This is a genomic window from Azonexus sp. (genome assembly GCF_049652925.1).
In the GTDB taxonomy this organism is placed as follows: domain Bacteria; phylum Pseudomonadota; class Gammaproteobacteria; order Burkholderiales; family Rhodocyclaceae; genus Azonexus.
The window spans coordinates 92,950-111,638 of record NZ_JBASFI010000002.1 but is presented as its reverse complement, the minus strand read 5'-3'; the positions used below and the strand labels follow the sequence as shown (position 1 = coordinate 111,638).

Annotated in this window: 10 protein-coding genes; 6 read left to right on the top strand and 4 right to left on the bottom strand. The window is 61.8% G+C overall.

Going from position 1 to position 18,689, the window contains the following annotated elements:
• Positions 1–3: 3 nt before the first annotated feature.
• Both WBK19_RS00705 and WBK19_RS00700 read left to right on the top strand, forming a co-directional pair.
• Positions 4–2,628 (top strand): chemotaxis protein CheB, encoded by a 2,625-nt coding sequence (locus WBK19_RS00705; protein ID WP_511286006.1) that lies wholly within the window; start codon positions 4–6, stop codon positions 2,626–2,628.
• Entirely contained in the window at positions 2,625–4,424 is a 1,800-nt protein-coding gene (locus WBK19_RS00700; protein ID WP_511286004.1) for an ATP-binding protein, read from the top strand. The genes WBK19_RS00705 and WBK19_RS00700 overlap by 4 nt, the downstream gene beginning before the upstream one ends.
• Here WBK19_RS00700 and WBK19_RS00695 read toward each other — a convergent pair.
• The 4 genes from WBK19_RS00695 to WBK19_RS00680 form a co-directional block, all read right to left on the bottom strand.
• Positions 4,402–13,164, bottom strand: coding sequence for a glycoside hydrolase family 94 protein (locus tag WBK19_RS00695; protein WP_511286002.1), 8,763 nt, complete (start codon positions 13,162–13,164; stop codon positions 4,402–4,404). The two genes, WBK19_RS00700 and WBK19_RS00695, sit on opposite strands and share 23 nt — an antisense overlap.
• A gap of 201 nt (positions 13,165–13,365) precedes the next feature.
• Positions 13,366–15,816 (bottom strand): EAL domain-containing protein, encoded by a 2,451-nt coding sequence (locus WBK19_RS00690; protein WP_511286000.1) that lies wholly within the window; start codon positions 15,814–15,816, stop codon positions 13,366–13,368.
• 37 nt (positions 15,817–15,853) lie between these two features.
• Positions 15,854–16,141 carry a ferritin family protein gene (locus WBK19_RS00685; protein ID WP_511285998.1) on the bottom strand — a complete coding sequence of 96 codons (288 nt, stop codon included), beginning with the start codon at positions 16,139–16,141 and terminating at the stop codon, positions 15,854–15,856.
• Positions 16,142–16,180: 39 nt separating this feature from the next.
• Complete coding sequence (locus WBK19_RS00680; RefSeq protein WP_511285996.1) at positions 16,181–16,459, bottom strand: ElaB/YgaM/YqjD family protein; 279 nt, start codon at positions 16,457–16,459, stop codon at positions 16,181–16,183.
• Positions 16,460–16,661: 202 nt separating this feature from the next.
• Between WBK19_RS00680 and WBK19_RS00675 the strand changes: the two genes are divergently transcribed.
• The 4 genes from WBK19_RS00675 (at position 16,662) to WBK19_RS00660 (ending at position 18,688) form a co-directional block, all read left to right on the top strand.
• Complete coding sequence (locus WBK19_RS00675) at positions 16,662–16,820, top strand: DUF3309 family protein (protein ID WP_511285994.1); 159 nt, start codon at positions 16,662–16,664, stop codon at positions 16,818–16,820.
• Between the two features lie 26 nt (positions 16,821–16,846).
• Positions 16,847–17,266 (top strand): BON domain-containing protein, encoded by a 420-nt coding sequence (locus WBK19_RS00670; RefSeq protein WP_511285992.1) that lies wholly within the window; start codon positions 16,847–16,849, stop codon positions 17,264–17,266.
• A gap of 35 nt (positions 17,267–17,301) precedes the next feature.
• Positions 17,302–17,589: a sll1863 family stress response protein gene (locus tag WBK19_RS00665; protein ID WP_511285990.1), complete on the top strand. Its 288-nt coding sequence runs from the start codon at positions 17,302–17,304 to the stop codon at positions 17,587–17,589.
• A 97-nt stretch (positions 17,590–17,686) separates the two neighbouring features.
• Positions 17,687–18,688: a hypothetical protein gene (locus WBK19_RS00660; protein ID WP_511285988.1), complete on the top strand. Its 1,002-nt coding sequence runs from the start codon at positions 17,687–17,689 to the stop codon at positions 18,686–18,688.
• Position 18,689: the final 1 nt, after the last annotated feature.

Sequence of the window (18,689 nt, the reverse complement as noted above, 5' to 3'; positions counted from 1 at the left end):
CCAATGCCGTCCAAAGGGAAGCGCGAGCGCGTCCAGCCCACATCCTCCGCAGTAGCTGATGACCAGTTCTTTCCGATCATCGGCATAGGTGCGTCAGCCGGCGGCCTGGAAGCACTCGAGCAGTTTCTCGGCGGCGTGCCGCCCAATAGCGGCATGGCTTTTGTCGTCGTCCAGCACCTCGACCCCAACCGCCACGGCATGTTGCCGGAACTCCTGCAACGCACCACCGCGATGGTGGTCAAGCAGGCGGGCAACCGGATGAAGATCAAACCGGACTGTGTTTATGTCATCCCGCCCAACAAGGATCTCTCGATCCTCCACGACACGCTCTACCTGCTCGATCCGGTAGCGGCACGAGGATTGCGTTTGCCGATCAACTCATTTTTGTCCAGCCTGGCCGACGACCGGCGCGAACGGGCCATCGGCATCATTCTTTCCGGCATGGGCTCGGATGGCACTCGGGGCCTGCTGGCGATCAGCGAACATGGTGGCCTGTCACTCGTACAGGACCCGGCCACAGCCAAATTCGATGCCATGCCGCGCAGCGCGATTGATGCCCGCCTGGCGGATATCGTCGCCCCGCCGGGCGATCTGGCGAGGCTGATTATCGACCGTCTGCAACACCCGCCTCGCCTTTCGTCCCTGGAGCCCTTTCTCGAGCCAGATAGCGACGCCAAGAGTTCGGCCTTCGAGAAAATCTGCATCCTGCTGCGCGCCCAGACCGGTCACGATTTCTCGCTATACAAGAAAAGCACGATCTATCGGCGGGTCGAGCGCCGGATGGGCATTCATCGGCTGGGCGGAATCGCCGATTACGTCGTTTTTCTCCAGAGCAACCCACAGGAAGTCGACCTGCTCTTCAAGGAATTGCTGATCGGTGTCACCAGTTTCTTCCGCGACCCCGCTGCCTGGGCCTATCTGCAGGAAGTAGTGCTGCCCGGGATGATTCGTGCCAAAACGCACGATAATCTGCTGCGCGCCTGGGTGGCTGGCTGCTCAAGCGGCGAAGAAGCCTACACGCTGGCCATGATCTTCCGCGAGGCGATGGACCTCGCCAAACCGGCCAACCGGATCGACCTGCAGATTTTCGCCACCGACCTCGATCCCGATGCCATCGCCAAGGCGAGGCAGGGATGCTATCCGTCCAGTATTGCCGGCGACGTTTCCCCTGAGCGGCTGGCGCGGTTTTTCGTCGAAGAAAATGGCCGGTTCCGGATCTGCCAGGAAATACGCCAGATGGTGGTGTTCGCGCCGCACAACGTCACGATGGACCCGCCTTTTACCCGGCTGGATATCCTGACCTGCCGGAATGTACTGATTTATCTGGGCACCGACCTGCAAAAGCGTTTGTTGCCGCTCTTTCACTACAGCCTGAAACCCGGCGGCACGCTGTTTCTCGGTTCGGCCGAAAGCATCGGCAACTTTACCGAGCTCTTTTCCCCGCTTGAGGCCAAGGCACGGGTCTATCGCCGGGAAGAATCAAAACAAAGAGCAATTGATGTCGACTTCCCGACCCGCCATCTGGACAACTCCCCCAACCCCATTCTGATGCCGTCACCGACCATGCAACCTGCCAACCTGCAAACCCTGGCCGACCAACTGCTACTGCAGAAATTCTCGCCGGCCGCCGTGCTGACCAACGCGGAAGGAGACGTCCTTTTCATCAATGGGCGGACCGGGAAATATCTTGAGCCGGCAGCCGGCAAGGCCAACTGGAACATCCATGCCATGGCCCGCGAGGGCTTGCGCCAGGAACTGATTCTCGCCCTGCCCAAAGCGCTGCGTAGCGCCGAGGCAGTGGTCATCAAAGATCTGACGATCGAGGATGGCGGTGAAACTCAACGCCTTGACCTGACTGTTTACCCGATCGAAGAACCGACCGCTCTGCACGGCATGGTGATGATCGTTTTCGCCGATGTCGTCGCGGTAAAACAGGAGCCCAAACGGCGCTCGAGAAAGCAGCTTGCCGACCTCCGGGTTGCCGAACTAGAACAGGCCCTGCTCAAGGCAAGGGAAGAAGTTCAGAGCATTCGCGAGGAGATGCAGACCTCGCACGAAGAACTCAAATCGGCCAACGAGGAGCTGCAATCGACCAACGAAGAGCTGCAGTCGACCAACGAGGAGCTGACCACTTCCAAAGAGGAAATGCAGTCCCTCAATGAAGAGTTGCAGACGGTCAACGCCGAACTCCAGTCAAAAGTCGATGAATGGTCGGCTGCCAGCAGTGACATGAAGAACCTACTCAACAGCACCGACATCGCCACGATTTTTCTCGACAACAGGCTGCATGTCCGACGTTTCACCAGCCAGGCGACCAAGATATTCAAGTTCATTCCGAGCGATATCGGACGGCCGCTGGCCGATATCGTCCATAAGCTCGACTACCTCGATTTGCAGAACGATGCCCGGGATGTGCTGCAAACACTGGCCATTTCCGAAAAGCCGATCACCAGCAAGGATGGATCCTGGTATATCGTCCGGATCATGCCCTATCGGACGCTGGAAAACGTGATCGATGGTGTAGTCATTACTCTCATCGACATCAGCGAAGCAAAACGTCTCGAAGCCGAGCTTCGGGCAGCCAGGTCAGCCAGCGATGCCGCCCTGACCGCCAAGGATCGATCATGACGCCACCCCCATCGATTACCCCGACCGAATTACGGCGCCGGGCAGAAGACCAACTCAACGCCACGCCGGGCGGCAAGCCAGCGGCCATGCCACATGGCGACCAGATGCGGCTGGTGCATGAGCTTCAAGTCCATCAGATCGAGCTGGAAATGCAAAACCAGCTGTTGCGCGAGGCTCAGTCGGAAATATCCCGAAACCTCGCGCAACTGACCGAACTGTACGATCTTGCCCCCATTGCCTATTTGACCCTGGATCGCACCGGCTGCATTACCAAATCGAATGCCATGGCCAGAAAGCTGCTGGGTAGCCCGGCCATCCCACTGGATCGCTGCCATCTGTCACGATTTGTGGCGCAAGAAGCACTGCACGGCTACAAGGAATTCATCGAGCGGGTTTTCTTGCAGGGCCGACTGGAATCCTGCAATCTGAAACTGGTCGGCCCGGCAGAATCCCCACCCGTCCATGTTTTCATGGAGGGCGTTGCCGATGAGGATGGTCGGGAATGCCGCCTGGTCGTCATCGATCTGAGCCGACAACATGCCTCGGATGAAGCCCTGGCTGCTCTGGCCATACGGACGGAAGAACTGGCTGCCGCCAAGACTGCAGCCGAAGCGGCTAATCAAGCCAAAGCGACTTTTCTCGCCAACATGAGCCATGAAATCAGGACGCCGTTGAGCGCCATTCTCGGCATGGCGCACCTGATGCGGCGCTCCGGTCTGAAATCCGATCAGGAAGTGCAGCTCGACAAGATCAACATCGCGGCCAGGCATCTGCTCGGGATCATCAACGATATCCTCGATCTGTCGAAAATTGATGCCGAACAGCTCACGTTGGAGCAGACACCATTCAGGCTCGATACGCTGCTGGCAGAAGTCAGCAGCCTGGTTGTCGACAAAATAAGGGACAAGAATCTCGACTTCCGCTTGGACATGGCACCGGCACTGCGCGAAAACCAGTTGATCGGCGACCCCTTGCACCTTAAACAAATCCTGCTCAACCTGTTGAGCAATGCCGTCAAATTTACCGAGCGCGGACAGATCGAGTTAAGGGCGAACGTGGATGCTGTGAACGACCAGGAAATGCTGGTCAGCTTCGCCGTCAAGGACACTGGTTGCGGCATTCCAGCCGACGCCCTGACTCGGGTCTTCACCCCATTCGAGCAGGTCGATGCCTCGACAACCCGGCAATACGGTGGCACCGGGCTTGGTTTGAGTATCTCAAGACGCCTGGTACGACTGATGAACGGTGAACTCGGGGTAAGCAGCACACTGGGCAGCGGCAGTACCTTTTCTTTCGCCATCAGCCTGCCAAGGCATATCGACAGTTCAGTCACGGCTCATGCTGAAACAAAGCCGTCGCATTCCGACGCTGAAAACATCCTCAAAACAAAGCATCGCGACAAGCGCATCCTGCTCGTTGAAGACGACATCATCATTCAGGAAGTGGCGCTGGCACTGCTGCAGGAAGAGATTGGCCTGCACGTTGAGGTAGCCGACAACGGCGCCCAGGCCGTCGATAATGCGGCCGCGAACGATTACGACCTCATCCTGATGGACATGCAGATGCCGGTCATGGACGGCCTGGCGGCAACCCGCGCCATCCGCCAACAAACAAAACACCTGACGACACCGATTGTGGCCATGACGGCCAACGCTTTTGACGACGACAATCAACGCTGCCGCGAAGCCGGCATGGACGATTTCATCGCCAAGCCGGTGGAACCGGAACTGCTTTTTGCCATGCTGGCCAAGTGGCTGACAACCACGCCGCCGATCAACCAGGCAGGCCCTGGTTGATGACAATCACGACCTGATGTTCGGCCAGGTCGTCGACCAGTTGAATCACATTGTCCGCTTGTTCCAGGCCATCCACAGTGACGCTGCCTCGGGCATTGACGCTTGAATTGACGGTGATGCGATAGACCGTTGCCCGATAGCGGTAGCGAAGCTTGAATCCAGGCCAATCCGCCGGCAGGCAAGGCGACAGGTGCAATTTGCTGCCTTCCAGCCGCAGGCCGAGCAGGGATTCAATGAGTAGCCGGTACATCCAGCCAGCCGAACCGGTATACCAGGTCCAGCCGCCACGACCGGTGTGCGGGGCCAGCGCATAGACATCGGCGGCCATCACGTAAGGCTCGGCCTTGTAGGTATCGATGGCTGTCACCGAATGGGTGTGGCTGATCGGGTTGATCATCGCCGCCAGTTCCCAGGCGCGTTCGCGGTCGCCCTTGGCGGCAAAGGCCATCGCTGCCCAGATCGCAGCGTGGGTGTATTGGCCGCCGTTTTCCCGCACGCCCGGGACGTAACCGCGGATGTAGCCGGGGTCGAGCCGCGATTTGTCGAAGGGCGGGTCGAGCAACTGGATCAGCCCGGCCTGACGGCGCACAAGCTGTTCGTCGACGGCCCGCATGGCCATCTGCCCACGTGACGCACTGGCCACGCCGGACAGCACGGCCCAGCTCTGCGAAATCGAGTCGATCCGGCACTCCGGACTGGTACTCGAGCCGAGCGGCGTGCCGTCGTCGAAATAGGCGCGACGATACCAGGCACCGTCCCAGCCCTTTTCCTCGATGTTCTGATGCAGCCGTGCCGCCTCGCCGAGGCAGAGTTCAGCAAATGCCGGGTCGCCATGACGGGTCGCCACGCCACTGAACTGCCGGAGCACTTCATGCAGGAAGAAGCCGAGCCAGACGCTCTCGCCCCGGCCCTCGATGCCGACCCGGCTCATGCCGTCGTTCCAGTCGCCGGAGCCGATGAGCGGCAGGCCGTGCACACCGAAACGCAGGCCATGGCGGATGGCGCGCACGCAGTGGTCGTAGAGGCTGGCGACCTCGCCCGAACGAATGGGCAGATCGTAGTAAGAGTCGTCCTCGGGATTGACCGGGCGGCCTTCGAGGAAATTGCTGCTTTCAGCGAGCACGCCGGTGTCGCCGGTGGTCTGCACATAGCGGCAGACGGCCAGCGGCAGCCACAGATAGTCGTCCGAACAGCGGGTACGAACGCCGCGCCCGGCCGGCGGATGCCACCAGTGCTGGACATCGCCCTCGGCAAACTGGCGGCCGGCACTGAGCAGGAGGTGTTCGCGGACCAGCACCGGTTCGGTATGAACCAACGCCATCATGTCCTGCAACTGGTCGCGGAAGCCGAAGGCCCCTCCCGACTGGTAATAGCCGCTGCGCGCCCAGACCCGGCAGGCCAGCGTCTGATAGACCAGCCAGCCATTGGCCAGCAGATCGAGCGCCGGGTCGGGCGTCTCGACCTGCACGGCGCCCAGTGACTGTGCCCAATACGCCTCAACCGCCTCGAGTGCCATGCGCGCTGCCAGCGGGCCACGGAAGCGCTGGATCAAATGGTTGGCGTCATCCGTCGTTCGACCAACGCCGAGACGGAAGGCAATCTCGTGTTCTTCGCCATCAGCCAGGTCAAGCGCTATCTGGATGGCGCCGCAGGGGTCGAGCCCGGCGCCGACCTTGCCGGAAAGACGGGCTCGTTTGAGCGCCGAGGGCTCGCCCGGCGAACCGTTGCGGCCGATGAATTCGATGCGGTCGCCGGTCAGCGTACGGCTGGTTTCATCGACATCGAAGAAGGCGACACGTCCCGCGAACTCCGGGCTGTAGGGATTTCGTGCCAGCAGTGCACCGCTGCCAGCGGCAATCTCTGTCGTGACATGCATGGCCGTTTTGGCCCGCAAATCGCCGAGCACCCACTCGACATAGCCGGTTGCCGAGATCTTGCGCGGTCGACCGGAAATATTGGCCAATTTCAAAACCGAGAACTTGACTGGCGCGTCGATAGCGACATAGACCTTGAGTTCCGAGCGAATGCCGCCGACCGAGGTTTCGAAGCTGGTCACGCCAAAACCGTGGCGGACCACGTAAGGCATGGCGCCGCGCACCGGCAAGGGCATCGGCGACCAGACATGGCCGGTTTCCTCGTCGCGCAGGTAGATCGCTTCGCCGCCGCCATCGCTGACCGGGTCGTTGTGCCACGGCGTCAGGCGGAATTCGTGGGCGTTGTCGCTCCAGGTGTAGGCGCTGCCGCTTTCCGAAATCACCGTGCCGAACTGCGGGTTGGCCAGCACATTGGCCCACGGGGCCGGCGTCGCATGGCCGGCAGCCAGCGTGATGACGTACTCCCGGCCATTGGCGGCAAAGCCGCCCAGGCCGTTGAAGAACTGCAGATCAAGGCCACTCACGGTTGCTGCCGGCGGCGCTTCGGGGCGATAGCGCCGACTCACCACCAGACGCGGCACACGTGATTCGGGCGGGCTGCGCAGGTCGAGCTGTTCGGCCAGCGTGCCACGGCCATCGGTGATCACGGCGCGCGCCACGGCTTGCAGCAGGATGCGGTCCTCGCTTGAAATCTGTTCGGCCAGCCGCACGAAAATACCGCCCGGCCGGTCGATGACGCTGGCCTCGATGCCCGAGGCGATGAGCCCCATGATCTGATCCTGCAGCCGCTGGCGGTAGCCGGCGTGGTCCTCGTTCCAGATCACCAGATCAACGACCAGCCCCTTGAGGCGCCAGTAGGCGTGGGCCTGGACCAGTTGGCGAACGAGGTCGATATTGGCCGAATCGCCGATCTGCAGCAAAACGATGGGCAGGTCGCCGGAAATGGCATAACCCCAGAGGCCCGACTGCCCGCGCTGATTGCGCATGAGCACTGAGGCTTCGGCCCGCAGCGAAGCATTGGCATGAATGACCGAACCGGCCAGACGGGCATAAAGCTGGGCATCTGCTTCGGTGGCATTGAGCTGGCGCAGCACAACCTGGCTGTGCGTCCAGGTCAGTTCGAAGACGCGGTCGGCGAGATGCCGGTCCTGATATTTCTCGACCAGGCCGAGCGCCGCGGCGCGGCTGTCGGCGATGCCGGTCACCACATCGATGGTCACCGACTGCTCGGGTTCGAGCACGATGCGATGGCGAATGGCCACGATCGGCTCGAGCACCGAACCATCGCTGCCGGACAGCCTGCCGGGCTCTTCCATGGCCTGCGGCCGGGCGGCGCTACGGGTCCGGCCGATGAAGCGGGCACGATCGGTTTCGCCGGACACAGCACTAGAAACAGCATCATGGACGGCCATCAGGTGCAGCATCCACGGCGCCCGCTCGGTGAGCGAACGCGGCCGCCGGCTGCACAACACGGCATTGCCCCCATGCAGGATTTCCGTCTGCACGAACAGGTTGCTGAAGGCCGGATGGAGTTCGTCGGCCGCCGCCGGGGCGACGACCACCTCGGCGTAACTGGTCACCTCGATTTCGCGGCGCTGGCGTGAGCGGTTGGTGATTCGGGTCCGCCGCAGCTCGATATCGTCCTCGGGTGAGACAACGATGTCGGTGTAGGTTTCGAACTCGCCCTCCCCGCCGTCGAGCGAATCACGGCGGCGGAATTCGGCGCGGCCTTCGGAAAAGATCGCCTCATAATGATCGGGCCGCTTGAGCGTCGGCTGGTAGGCCGTAGACCAGACGGTGCCGCTGGCCAGTTCGCGGATGTAGCAGAAGCTGCCCCAATTGTCGCGGGTGCCGTCTTCGCGCCAGCGGGTGACGGCCAGATCGTTCCAGCGGCTGTAGCCGCCGCCGGCATTGGTCACCATCACGTGGTAGCGGCCGTTCGACAGCAACTGGACTTCCGGCACGGGGGTATCGGGTGTGGTGAAGACGCGGATCGGCGTTTCGTCGATGGTCGAATCGGCACGCGCATCGGCCAGCTCGGCCGTGTGCGAGAACAAGGTCGTGGCCTTGGGAATGCGTTCCTGCAGCAGGAGCAGGATGGCCTGGAACAGGCGGTCGGCGACAAAACGCCGCTGCATCGGCTGATTGAGCAGCAGGTAATCGAGCGCCAGCAGACTCATACCCTGGTGGTGGGCCATGAAGGAACGGACGACAACATGCGACTGGCCGCGCCGCTGGCGGGCCGGCGTGTAGTCGATGGCCTCGAAGAAGCCGTATTTGCCGACAAAGCCTTCGTCAGCCAGGCGCTGCAGGTTGAGGCAGGCCGCTTCCGGCGCCACCATGAGAGCCAGCGCCGAGGCATAGGGCGCGATGACCAGATCCTCGGCCAGCCCGCGCTTGAGGCCCAGCCCCGGCACGCCGAAAGCCCGGTACTGGTAGTTGAGATGCAGGTCGACCGTGTTGTAGCCCGATTCGGAGACGCCCCACGGCACGCCGCGCTGCTTGCCGTACTCGATCTGCCGCGCCACGGCGGCCTTGCAGGTCTGGTCGAGCAAGGTGTTTTCGTAATTGGGCATGACCAGCATCGGCATCAAGTACTCGAACATCGAGCCGCTCCACGACAGCAAGGCCGGTTCGCCCCCGGTGCCGGTGAGCAGGCGGCCGAGCGAGAACCAGCTTTCCTGCGGCAGTTGTCCCTGGGCGATGGCGACGAAGTTGCACAGCCGGGCTTCGGAGGCGAGCAGATCGTAGTAACTGGTATCGACCCGGCGTTCGCCGACGTTGTAGCCGATGGTCAGCAAGTGGCGGGTCTTGTCGAAGAGGAAGTCGTAGTCCATCTGCGCCAGTGCGCCGGATTGCTCGGCCAGGGAATCAATCAGGGCGATGCGCTGGGTGGCGACGTTGCCGGCCAGGACAATCCGGCGCGACAGCTCGATCAGCCAGCTGCGTTGCTCGGCGTTCAAGTCCATCGCCAGGTGAGTGTCGATATCCGGGCAACGTTCGGTGGCCAGTCGGGCCAGTCCGCGCAGCGTCGGCAAGGCGGCTTCGTTGGCGATCCGGGCAAATACTTCCAGCCCGGCCGGCGCTGGCGGCAGACTCAGCCAGGGAGCCAGATGTTCGAGTTCGGCCCGCGACTCGGCCAGTTTGTTCACCAGCGCCTGAGCCCATTCCGCTGCCTCGTTTTCCGGCAGGGATTCGTCGATCACCGGGCGGCTGGCTTCAACCTCGCTTAGCAACTCGTCAGCCCCCTCGCCCAATTGCCGCAGCAGGCGGGCCATGGCCGAAACGGTCGGCGGCGGAATCAGCATCGCCGTATCAAGCTGCTTGCGCCAGGCGGCCAGCGTGCCGGCCACGGCGTCGTCCGCTGACTCGGCAAGCAGGCCGAGCGTGTCGTTGAGGCCGGCCAGCAAGCGCGGCTGCAAGATCGGGGCGTCAGCCAGTTCGAGCAGGCCGCCGCGCAAGGTCAGCAGATGGCCGGCCAGGTTGCCGCTGTCGACCGTCGACACGTAGAGCAGCGGCAAGGGTTGCAGGGTCTGGGTGTCGTACCAGTTGTAGAAATGGCCGCGATAACGTTCCAGACCGATCATGGTGCGTAGCGTGTTGGTCGTCCGTTCGAGCAGCCTGCCGGTCGTGATGTAACCGAAATCCCAGGCGCTCAGGTTGGCCAGCAGGGCCAGGCCCATGTTGGTCGGCGAGGTGCGGTGGGCGATGGCGGCGACGCGGTATTCCTGATAATTGTCCGGGGCCAGCCAGTTGTCGTCCGGGCCGACGAAATGGTCGAAAAAGGCCCAGGTGCGGCGCGCCATGCGGCGCAGGAAAAAACCCTGCTCGGCCGTCAGATGCGCCTTGTAGGTTGCCAGCGGGCGGCTCAGCCACCAGGCAATGAAGGGCGAGGTCAGCCAGAGCAGCAGGACCGGCGCGGCGATGAGCATTTCTTCCTGGCTGGCGAACACCAGCCAGCTGCCCAGCCCGATGGCCAGCAGCGGGCCGATCCACATGCTGCGCAGGCAGGCGACCAGTTCGCCACGGCGGCGCCCGCCCATCTGGCGCTCGACCTCGCTCGACGGGTTCCATTCGAGCAGGCGGCGATGCGAAACGAGCAAGCGCCAGGAGGTTCTGGCAATGGCATCGAGACTGAACCAGGCCTCGTAGGGCAGACAGGCCAGCTCGAAACCAAGCTGGCGGAAATGGCGCCAGGCCGAACCGGCCACCGCGGCCAGATGCTGGCGGATCAGAACTTCGTCAGGCTTGCGGCTGGCGTCGAGCAAGGCGGCAAAAATCGGCGGCACGATCAGGATGCCAAGGATCGAAAGGGTCCACCAAGCGACGGGGGCGAGCACCGTCCAGCCGAGCACGAGCAGGATGCTGAGCGCCGCCGGGACCAGACTGCGCCGCAGGTTGTCGATAAGTTTCCACTGCGACAGCGTCGATAGCGGATTGCGATGCCGGCACATGCCCTCGCCCGGCACCTTGCCGAACAGCCAGTCGGCCAGTTGCCAGTCACCACGCAGCCAGCGATGGCGACGCATGACATCGGCCCGGTAGCTGGCCGGGCAATCTTCGTAGAGTTGCACGTCGCTGAGCAGGCCGGCCCGGGCGTAGCAGCCTTCGAGCAGGTCGTGGCTGAGGATACGGTTTTCGGGGAAACAGCCACCGAGGGCGCGTTCGAAGGCGGCGACGTCGTAGATACCCTTGCCGATGAACGAACCTTCGCCGAAGACATCCTGATAAACGTCGGAGACGGCGCGGGTGTAGGGGTCGATGCCCGGTTCGCCGCCGTAGAGCCGGGCGAGCAGCGAGCGGTTGGTGCCGGGCAGGCTGACGGCGACGCGCGGCTGCAGGATGCCGTAACCGCTGACGACGCGCTGCAGCGTTTCGTCAAAACGGGGGCGATTGAGTGGATGCGCCATGGTGCCGACGAACTGGCGCGCCGTGTCGCGCGGCAACTGGGTGTCGGTGTCGAGCGTGATGACGTAGCGCGTGCCGGCCAGCGCGGCGGTGTCGCCGGCGATCAGCGAAAAGCCGTCGGGCGTGCCGTTCATGAGCAGCGCATTGAGATCAGCCAGCTTGCCGCGCTTGCGTTCGTAGCCCATCCACACGCGTTCCTGCGGATTCCAGCGGCGCGGCCGGTGGAAGAGGAAAAAAATGCTTGCTACGGTCAACCCGGTTTTTTGCCCGAATTTCAAATTCAGTTCGTCGATCTTTTGCGCCGCCAACTGCATCAGGGCGGCGTCTTCCGGCAGCGTTTCCTGCCCGGCATCGAGAAAATCGGTGAGTAGCGCGAAGTGCAGGCTGGGATCGCGGTTGGCCAGAAAACGGACTTCCAGCGCCTCGATCAGGCTGTCGATGCCGGCCGCGCTGGTCAGCATGGTCGGCACGACAACCAGCGTTCGCGAGGTGGGCGGAATGCCTTTGGAGAAATCCATTTTCGGCAGCGGATGCGGTGCGACAAGCAGGCTGGCCGCCCAGTTCACCAGGGACACGGCCAACTGGCTGGTCGCCAGCAGCGCGACCAGGCCGAGCAGGATCATCGCTGCCAAAGGCAAACCGGCCGGCATGGCGCGCATGATCAGGCTGGTGGCAAGCAGGCCGGCAATGATGGTGACGCCGCCCAGATAAATAGTCAGCGGCATGCGCCCGGCCGCCCGGCGTACGCTTTCGGGGAAAGTGTGACGAACCTCGATAGCGCTTTCGAGTTGCGCCAGACCGGGGCCAATCAGGTAATAACCGACGTGCGCACCCGGCCCGCCTGCCCCGTCATGCGCTGTGCGGGCCAGTTCGAGGACGCGGGCGGCAAGCAGCCCCTCGGACAGATCGCTCTTGCGGGAAATCGCTTCGGTGGCATGGCGATAGCGGTCACGCGTCGCGAAATCCATCGCACCATAAACGCCACAGGGGTCGCCGAGCAGCGTCTGCTCGACGATGCTCTGGGTTTCGACGAAGGTCTGCCAATCAATCGCGCCGATGATGCGCAGGCTGCCGATGCTGTTGCTGATCGAAACCTGATCGGCCGCCTGCATTTGGTTCTCGGTCTGCACCATCTGGGCGATGGTCAGGCCCGACTCGGCCAGATGCTGCTCGATCCAGGTCAGTGGCAAGGCCAGCGCCGGGCCTCGGCCTTGCAGGCGGCGGGCCAGTTCGGCAACGAAGGCGCTGACCATGGGCGGTTTTGAGCGCGCCATGTCGGCGATGGTCAGGATCAGGTTTTTCGGATCATGCTCGGCGGCCTCGATCATTCTGTCCGCCCAGAGTTCCGCCAGACCGCGTTCTTCCCAGCCGGCGGCGATGCTGACACCGACCCGGCGCAGGTTTTCGATGACGGCCAGGCGCAGCATGATGGGGATCGCCCACAACTCGCCGAGACGCAGGTCGGTGACAGTTTGATAGGCGGCGACGAAGCGGCTCAGCGTTTCCGGATCAACCCGTCCGTCGCCGTGCGCCACGGTTTCCAGGGCGATGTCGTAGACGCGCGGATGCCCGACCGATGGCCCACTGGCCAGGCGCGGCAGTTCGCGGCTGTAGCCTTTGGGCAGATGGCGCTTGGCAGTGCGGATCTGCTCCTCGATGAGATAGAAATTATCGAGCAGCCATTCACCGGCCGGTGTGATCCGGCGCTTTTCGGTAGCGACGGAAGTCAGTCGGCGACAGACATCGACCAGCGTATTTTCGTTGGCCGCCAAGCGGTCGAGCAGGCGGTCGGAGACGGTGCCGGCGGCGAGCCGGTGCGTAGCGGCCAGCGCCTTGCCGTGCTGCGCCATCTGGTCGGCGCTGTACAGGGTGGCTCGCAGGGGCGCTTCTTCGGCAGACTGGTTGGCCGACCATTCGGCATCCCTGATGCCTCTTCCCAACTGGAGAAAAATTCCCAAGAGCGACTTGCCGGTTTTCAAATTGAGTAGCCTTTCCGGAAACACGCCTGAGAAGTGGACGATAGGCATCCGCGACCAGTGCGTCAGTACGCTGGGACACATAGACCGCGCAAATGGTGGCAATTCCCTTCAGGGCAGGGTCATTCCCACGGTCAACCGGAATTAATGGCCAATTTTGAAATGGTCAACCGCGGCCAGCGATCAACTTTCCCTCACCAACAGGCGCTCGAACTCGTCGGCTGGCAGCGGATGCCCGAGCAGGAAGCCCTGCCCTTCGTCGCATTGCAGTTTGCGCAGGAAGTCGAGCTGCGATTGGGTTTCGACACCCTCGGCAATGACCCGCTGCTTGAGGCTTTTACCCATGCCGATCATGGCCTTGACGATGCTGGCATCGTCCACATCGATGTCGATATCCCGAACAAACGATTGGTCGATTTTCAGCGTATTGATCGGGAAACGCTTCAGGTAACTGAGGCTCGAATAGCCGGTTCCGAAGTCGTCGATGGCCAGTTGCATGCCCATCGCCTTGAGCGAATCGAGCACCGATTCGGACGACTTGGCGTCGTGCATCAGGATGCTCTCAGTCATCTCCAGTTCAAGATAACTGGGCAACATGCCGGTTTCCCTGAGGATCGTCGCCACACCTTCAAGAAAGTTCTTGTGACGAAACTCGACGGCGGAAATATTGACCGAAACCGGCACGGCCAGCAGCCCGGAATCCTGCCAGGCGCAGACCTGCCGGCAGGCTTCACGCAGCACCCAACTGCCGATCGGCACAATGAGCCCGGACTCTTCAGCAATCGGCACGAACTGGTTCGGATAAACCAGGCCATGTTCCGGATCCTGCCAGCGGATCAGCGCTTCGCTGCCGATCATCAGGCCGGTCGCCAGATCGACCTTGGGCTGGTAATAAAGCATGAACTCACCTTGCTTAAGGGCGCGGCGCAGGTTGCCCTCGATGAACAGACGACGGACTGCACGGGTATTCATCTCCGTCGTGAAAAACTGGTAATTGTTTCGGCCGTTGGCCTTGGCGTGATACATCGCGGTGTCGGCGTTCTTCATCACCTCATCGGCATCCTGCCCGTCGTTCGGATAGATGCTGACGCCGATGCTCAAGGTCACGTGCAGTTCGTTGCCGCAAATCACGCACGGGTCAGCGAAAGCCGCCAGAATTTTTTCGGCGACCGGCGCCGCATCCGGCCCCTGCTCGATTTCGGTGAGCAGGACGACGAACTCGTCGCCACCCTGGCGGGAAACCGTGTCGGTATCGCGTACGCAGAGCTTGAGGCGCTCGGCGACCATTTGCAGCAACAAGTCGCCGACTGCGTGGCCGAGCGAATCATTGACGTGCTTGAAATAGTCGAGGTCGATATACATCAGTGCGACCTGCTTGCTGTGCCGGCGGGCCCGACCGATGGCCCGGGAAAGGCGCTCGGTAAGCAGGATGCGGTTGGGCAGGCCGGTCAGGAAATCGTGGTGGGCCAGATGGGCCATTTTCAATGCCATGTTCCGCGACTCGCTGACATCGTGGAAAACGATGACGGCACCGGCCACCTGGCCATCCCGGTTATGGATGGGCGCAGCCGAATCCTCGATGGCCGATTCATAGCCGTCGCGGCGCAGCAGAATGCTGTCCGCCGCCAGCCCGACCGTGCGGTTCTCGTGGATGGCCAGTTGCGCCGGATTTGGTGCTACCTCGCGTGTCGTCCCGTCGACGATCCGGAAAACCTCCGACAAGGGCCGCCCGATGGCGTTTTCGCTCGACCAGCCGGTCATCATCTCGGCCACCAGGTTGAGGTAAGTCACGTTGCCCGGCAGGTTGGTGGTCAGCACGGCGTCGCCGATCGAGTTGAGCGTCACCTGGGCGCGTTCCTTTTCCTCGAACAAGGCATCTTCGGCCGCCTTGCGTTCGGTAATGTCGTCAACGATCTGGACATAGCCGCGCGGCTGCAAGCCGTCGAGCATGGCTGCTGCATTGAGCCGGGTCCAGACGATGCTGCCGTCGGCCCGCAGAAAACGCGCCTTCGTCGTGAATTTAGCCTCGCCGAGTGCCGCCGCCCGCCATTCGACCAGAACGCGCTCGCGATCATCGGGATGAATTGCCATGCGCCAGTTGGTACCCAGCGTCTGCTCAAGGCTGAGGCCGGATATCGTGTGATACGCCTCGTTGGTATAGACGCATTCGCCATGGACATCCGAGACAAAGATGCCGAGCGGCGAAGCATCACTCATGGCGCGAAAGCGCGCTTCGCTGAGGGTCAATGCCTGTCGGGTTGTCTTGCGCTCGATCAGGTAGTCGAGGGTACGCGGCAACCAGTGGGCATCGACCTGATCCTTGACGAGGTAGTCGTCTGCACCATTCTGCACGGCCAGTCGGGCAGTTTCCTCATCCTCCTCCGAACTCAGGATGATAATCAGGGCATCGGGCGCCGCCTGGGAGACCTGCTCGAAAACCGTGATGCCCTGGCCGTCGGGCAGGCTGAGGTCAAGCAGGATAATCTCGAAACTTGCCTTGGCCAGAATGCCCAGGGCTTCGGACAGGCCAGTCGCCCGCTCGATCTGATACGGCTTTCCGCCCTTGCGGGCCAGCGCGGCTTCAATCAGCCTGGCCTCGTCGGCATCATCTTCAATCAGGAGAATATCTTTCATCATCTGCTCCTGCCGGAGTTGGGAATGGGGGTACGTGCTATTCGTGGGCAAGCGGCTTTTCCGTGAACAGGTATTCTCTGAGCTGCCCGGAAAACCGCTCGTCCCTGCGCTGAATCCAGGCCAGAAGCATGGCGGCATGCTCCTTTTCCTCATCGCGGTTGTGCTCGATGATGGCCTTCAATTCGCTGTCGTGGCAGGCAGCGGCCCGCTGGTTGTACCAGTCGACCGCTTCCAGTTCCTCCATCAGGGAAACCAGCGCCCGATGCATGTCGCGGGTTTCGGCGGGTAATTCATCGACGGGTTCGTGATAACCGACACTGGACATGGGTGGCTCCTGACTGATTTTGAGTTGGGCAATGACAAATCAGCGGCGGCTGATCAAGGCGCCGATAAAGACGCCGACCGCGGCGGCGATTCCGACGATCTTCCAGGGGTTGCTGTGAACGTACGCATCGGTCGCATTGGCGGCGCCGCAGGCTTTGTCCGAAATGGCGTGGCGCGTTGCCGAAAGCTCTGCGCTGACGGTGTGACCGGCGTCCTTGAGCAGATGGTCGGCCTTGCCAACGATGCCCTTGATATCCCTGACCAGCATGTCCTTGGTGCTTTCAGTCGGGCCGGTGGTATTGATGGTTTCAGTAGTCATGATTTCTCCTGATCTTTGCAGTGGTTGGCTGGAGAGGAAGACTGGCTGCCAGACGGGCTACCATTTCAATTCCTCTGGAATGAATGTTGGTCACTCGCCAACTCCGGGTCTGTGCGCTGGCGAACAGAAGTTTGTCATGGCCTCCGTAACATGATCAGCACGACATGGATCGTTCATGTCCGGCAACATTTAGGAGAAAAAGATGACCCTCGGAACCATTCTGCTGATCGTTCTTGTCTTGCTATTGATCGGCGCCATTCCTAGCTGGCCACACAGCCGTGGCTGGGGTTACGCCCCGAGCGGTGGCATCGGACTGCTGCTGACCATCCTGCTAATCCTGATCCTGCTCGGCAAGATCTAGCCAAACCACACTGGAGAAACCACCACATGAAGCAAAACAAAACCTCGCTGATCGCCATTTCGCTCCTCCTCGCTCTCGGGTTGAGCGCCTGTGACAAGCCCGGCCCGGCCGAACAGGCCGGCAAGAAAATCGACGAGGTCGCCAGCGACACCAGTAAGAAGGTCGGCGATACCGTCGACAAGGTCGAAAACAAGATGACCGAACAAGGTGCCAAGAGCGCCCAATCCTGGGATGACACCGAAATCACGGCCAAGGTCAAAGCCGAGTTTCTCGGCGAGGCCGGCCTGAAGTCATTGCAGATCAGCGTCGACACCGTCAAGGGTGTTGTCACACTGACCGGCACGGTCGATTCGAAAGCCAACAGCGACAAGGCCAGGGCTCGGGCAATGGCGATCAGCGGCGTCCGGGACGTCGTTAACCAACTTGTCGTCACCTCGGCCAACTAAGGCCGAAGCTCTCACCTGCAGCAAAGGAGAAAACCATGGAATTGCACAAGGAATACAAGGAAAAGATGAGTGCCCAACTCAAGGAGTGGAGCGCCCAGGTCAATCTGCTCGAAGCCAAAATGGATAGCTTCACGGCCGACATGAAAATCATGCGGGCCGAAGAGATTCAGGCTCTGCGTGCCAAACAGCACGCCGCCGCCGACAAGATGAAGGAACTCGGCAAGGCCAGCGGCGAAGCCTGGGAACAGGTCAGGGTTACCGCCGACAAGATGTGGGATGACCTGAAGGCCGGACTGACTGACGCCCAGTCGAAATTCAAGTAAGCACGGAATTCGGCGCCTTCGGGCGCTTTTTTATCGGCTACCGGGCTGGCGCAGGCGCGACCTCGCTGTTTTCTGGCGGCCGAAATGGAGGAAGACAATGCGTAAACAACTGATTGTTCTTGGGATGCTGCTCCAGCTTGCGGCACCAGCGCCTGCTCAGGTCAGCTTCGGCTTTGGTTTCCAGACCGACAACATCAGCATCAGCTTGTCGACCTATCCAAATCTGGTTCGGGTGCCCGGCTATCCGGTCTATTACGCCTCAGGCCTGAATTCGAACTATTTCTTCTACGACGGCATGTACTGGGTCTTCGAGACGGATCGCTGGTATTCGAGCTCCTGGTACAACGGGCCATGGATGATGGTCGATCCCGAATTCGTACCGCTCTACCTGCTGCGCGTACCGGTCCGCTATTACCGCCGCCCGCCGGCCTTCTTCGTCGGCTGGCAAGCCAATTCGCCACCGCGCTGGGGCGACCATTGGGGCAATGACTGGGCCCGGCAGCGCAGCGGATGGGATCGCTGGAACCGCAAAGCGATGCCGGCCCCGGCACCGCTGCCAAGCTATCAGCGCAAATACACCGGGAATCGTTACCCATCGCGCGATCAGCAGCCCATATTGCAGCAACGAAACTACCGCCACGAAGCCCGTGATCCGCTGGTTCGCCAGCAATCCAAGGTCGCGCCGCCGACACGAAGCCAGCCTGAACCGGCCCGGCGAGGACGGGATGAGTCGCCGCAAAGGAGAAATCCTGAGCCGTCGGTAGCACCACCACGCTCGGCTCCTGCTGTCCGACAGGAAGCTCCAGCCGCCCCCAGGGTTCAGGAGCCCCGGCGGGCACGAGACAAGCCGGAGGAGCAGAAGCAACTGCAGGCCGCTCCCCGAGTCGAAGAGCGTCCGGCCCCCCGCGCCATTCCACAGCCTCAGCGCGAGTCACCCCGTCAGCCAGACATACGTCCACAAGCAGAACCCAATCAGCAACGCGGGCAGCCGGCCAACGAGGTCAGGCCGTCGCCTCGCCAGACGGAACCAGGGCAGCGTTCAGGACAAACAAGGGAGCGGGACAACAGGGACGAACGCGGTCAGGGACGCGAACGATAAT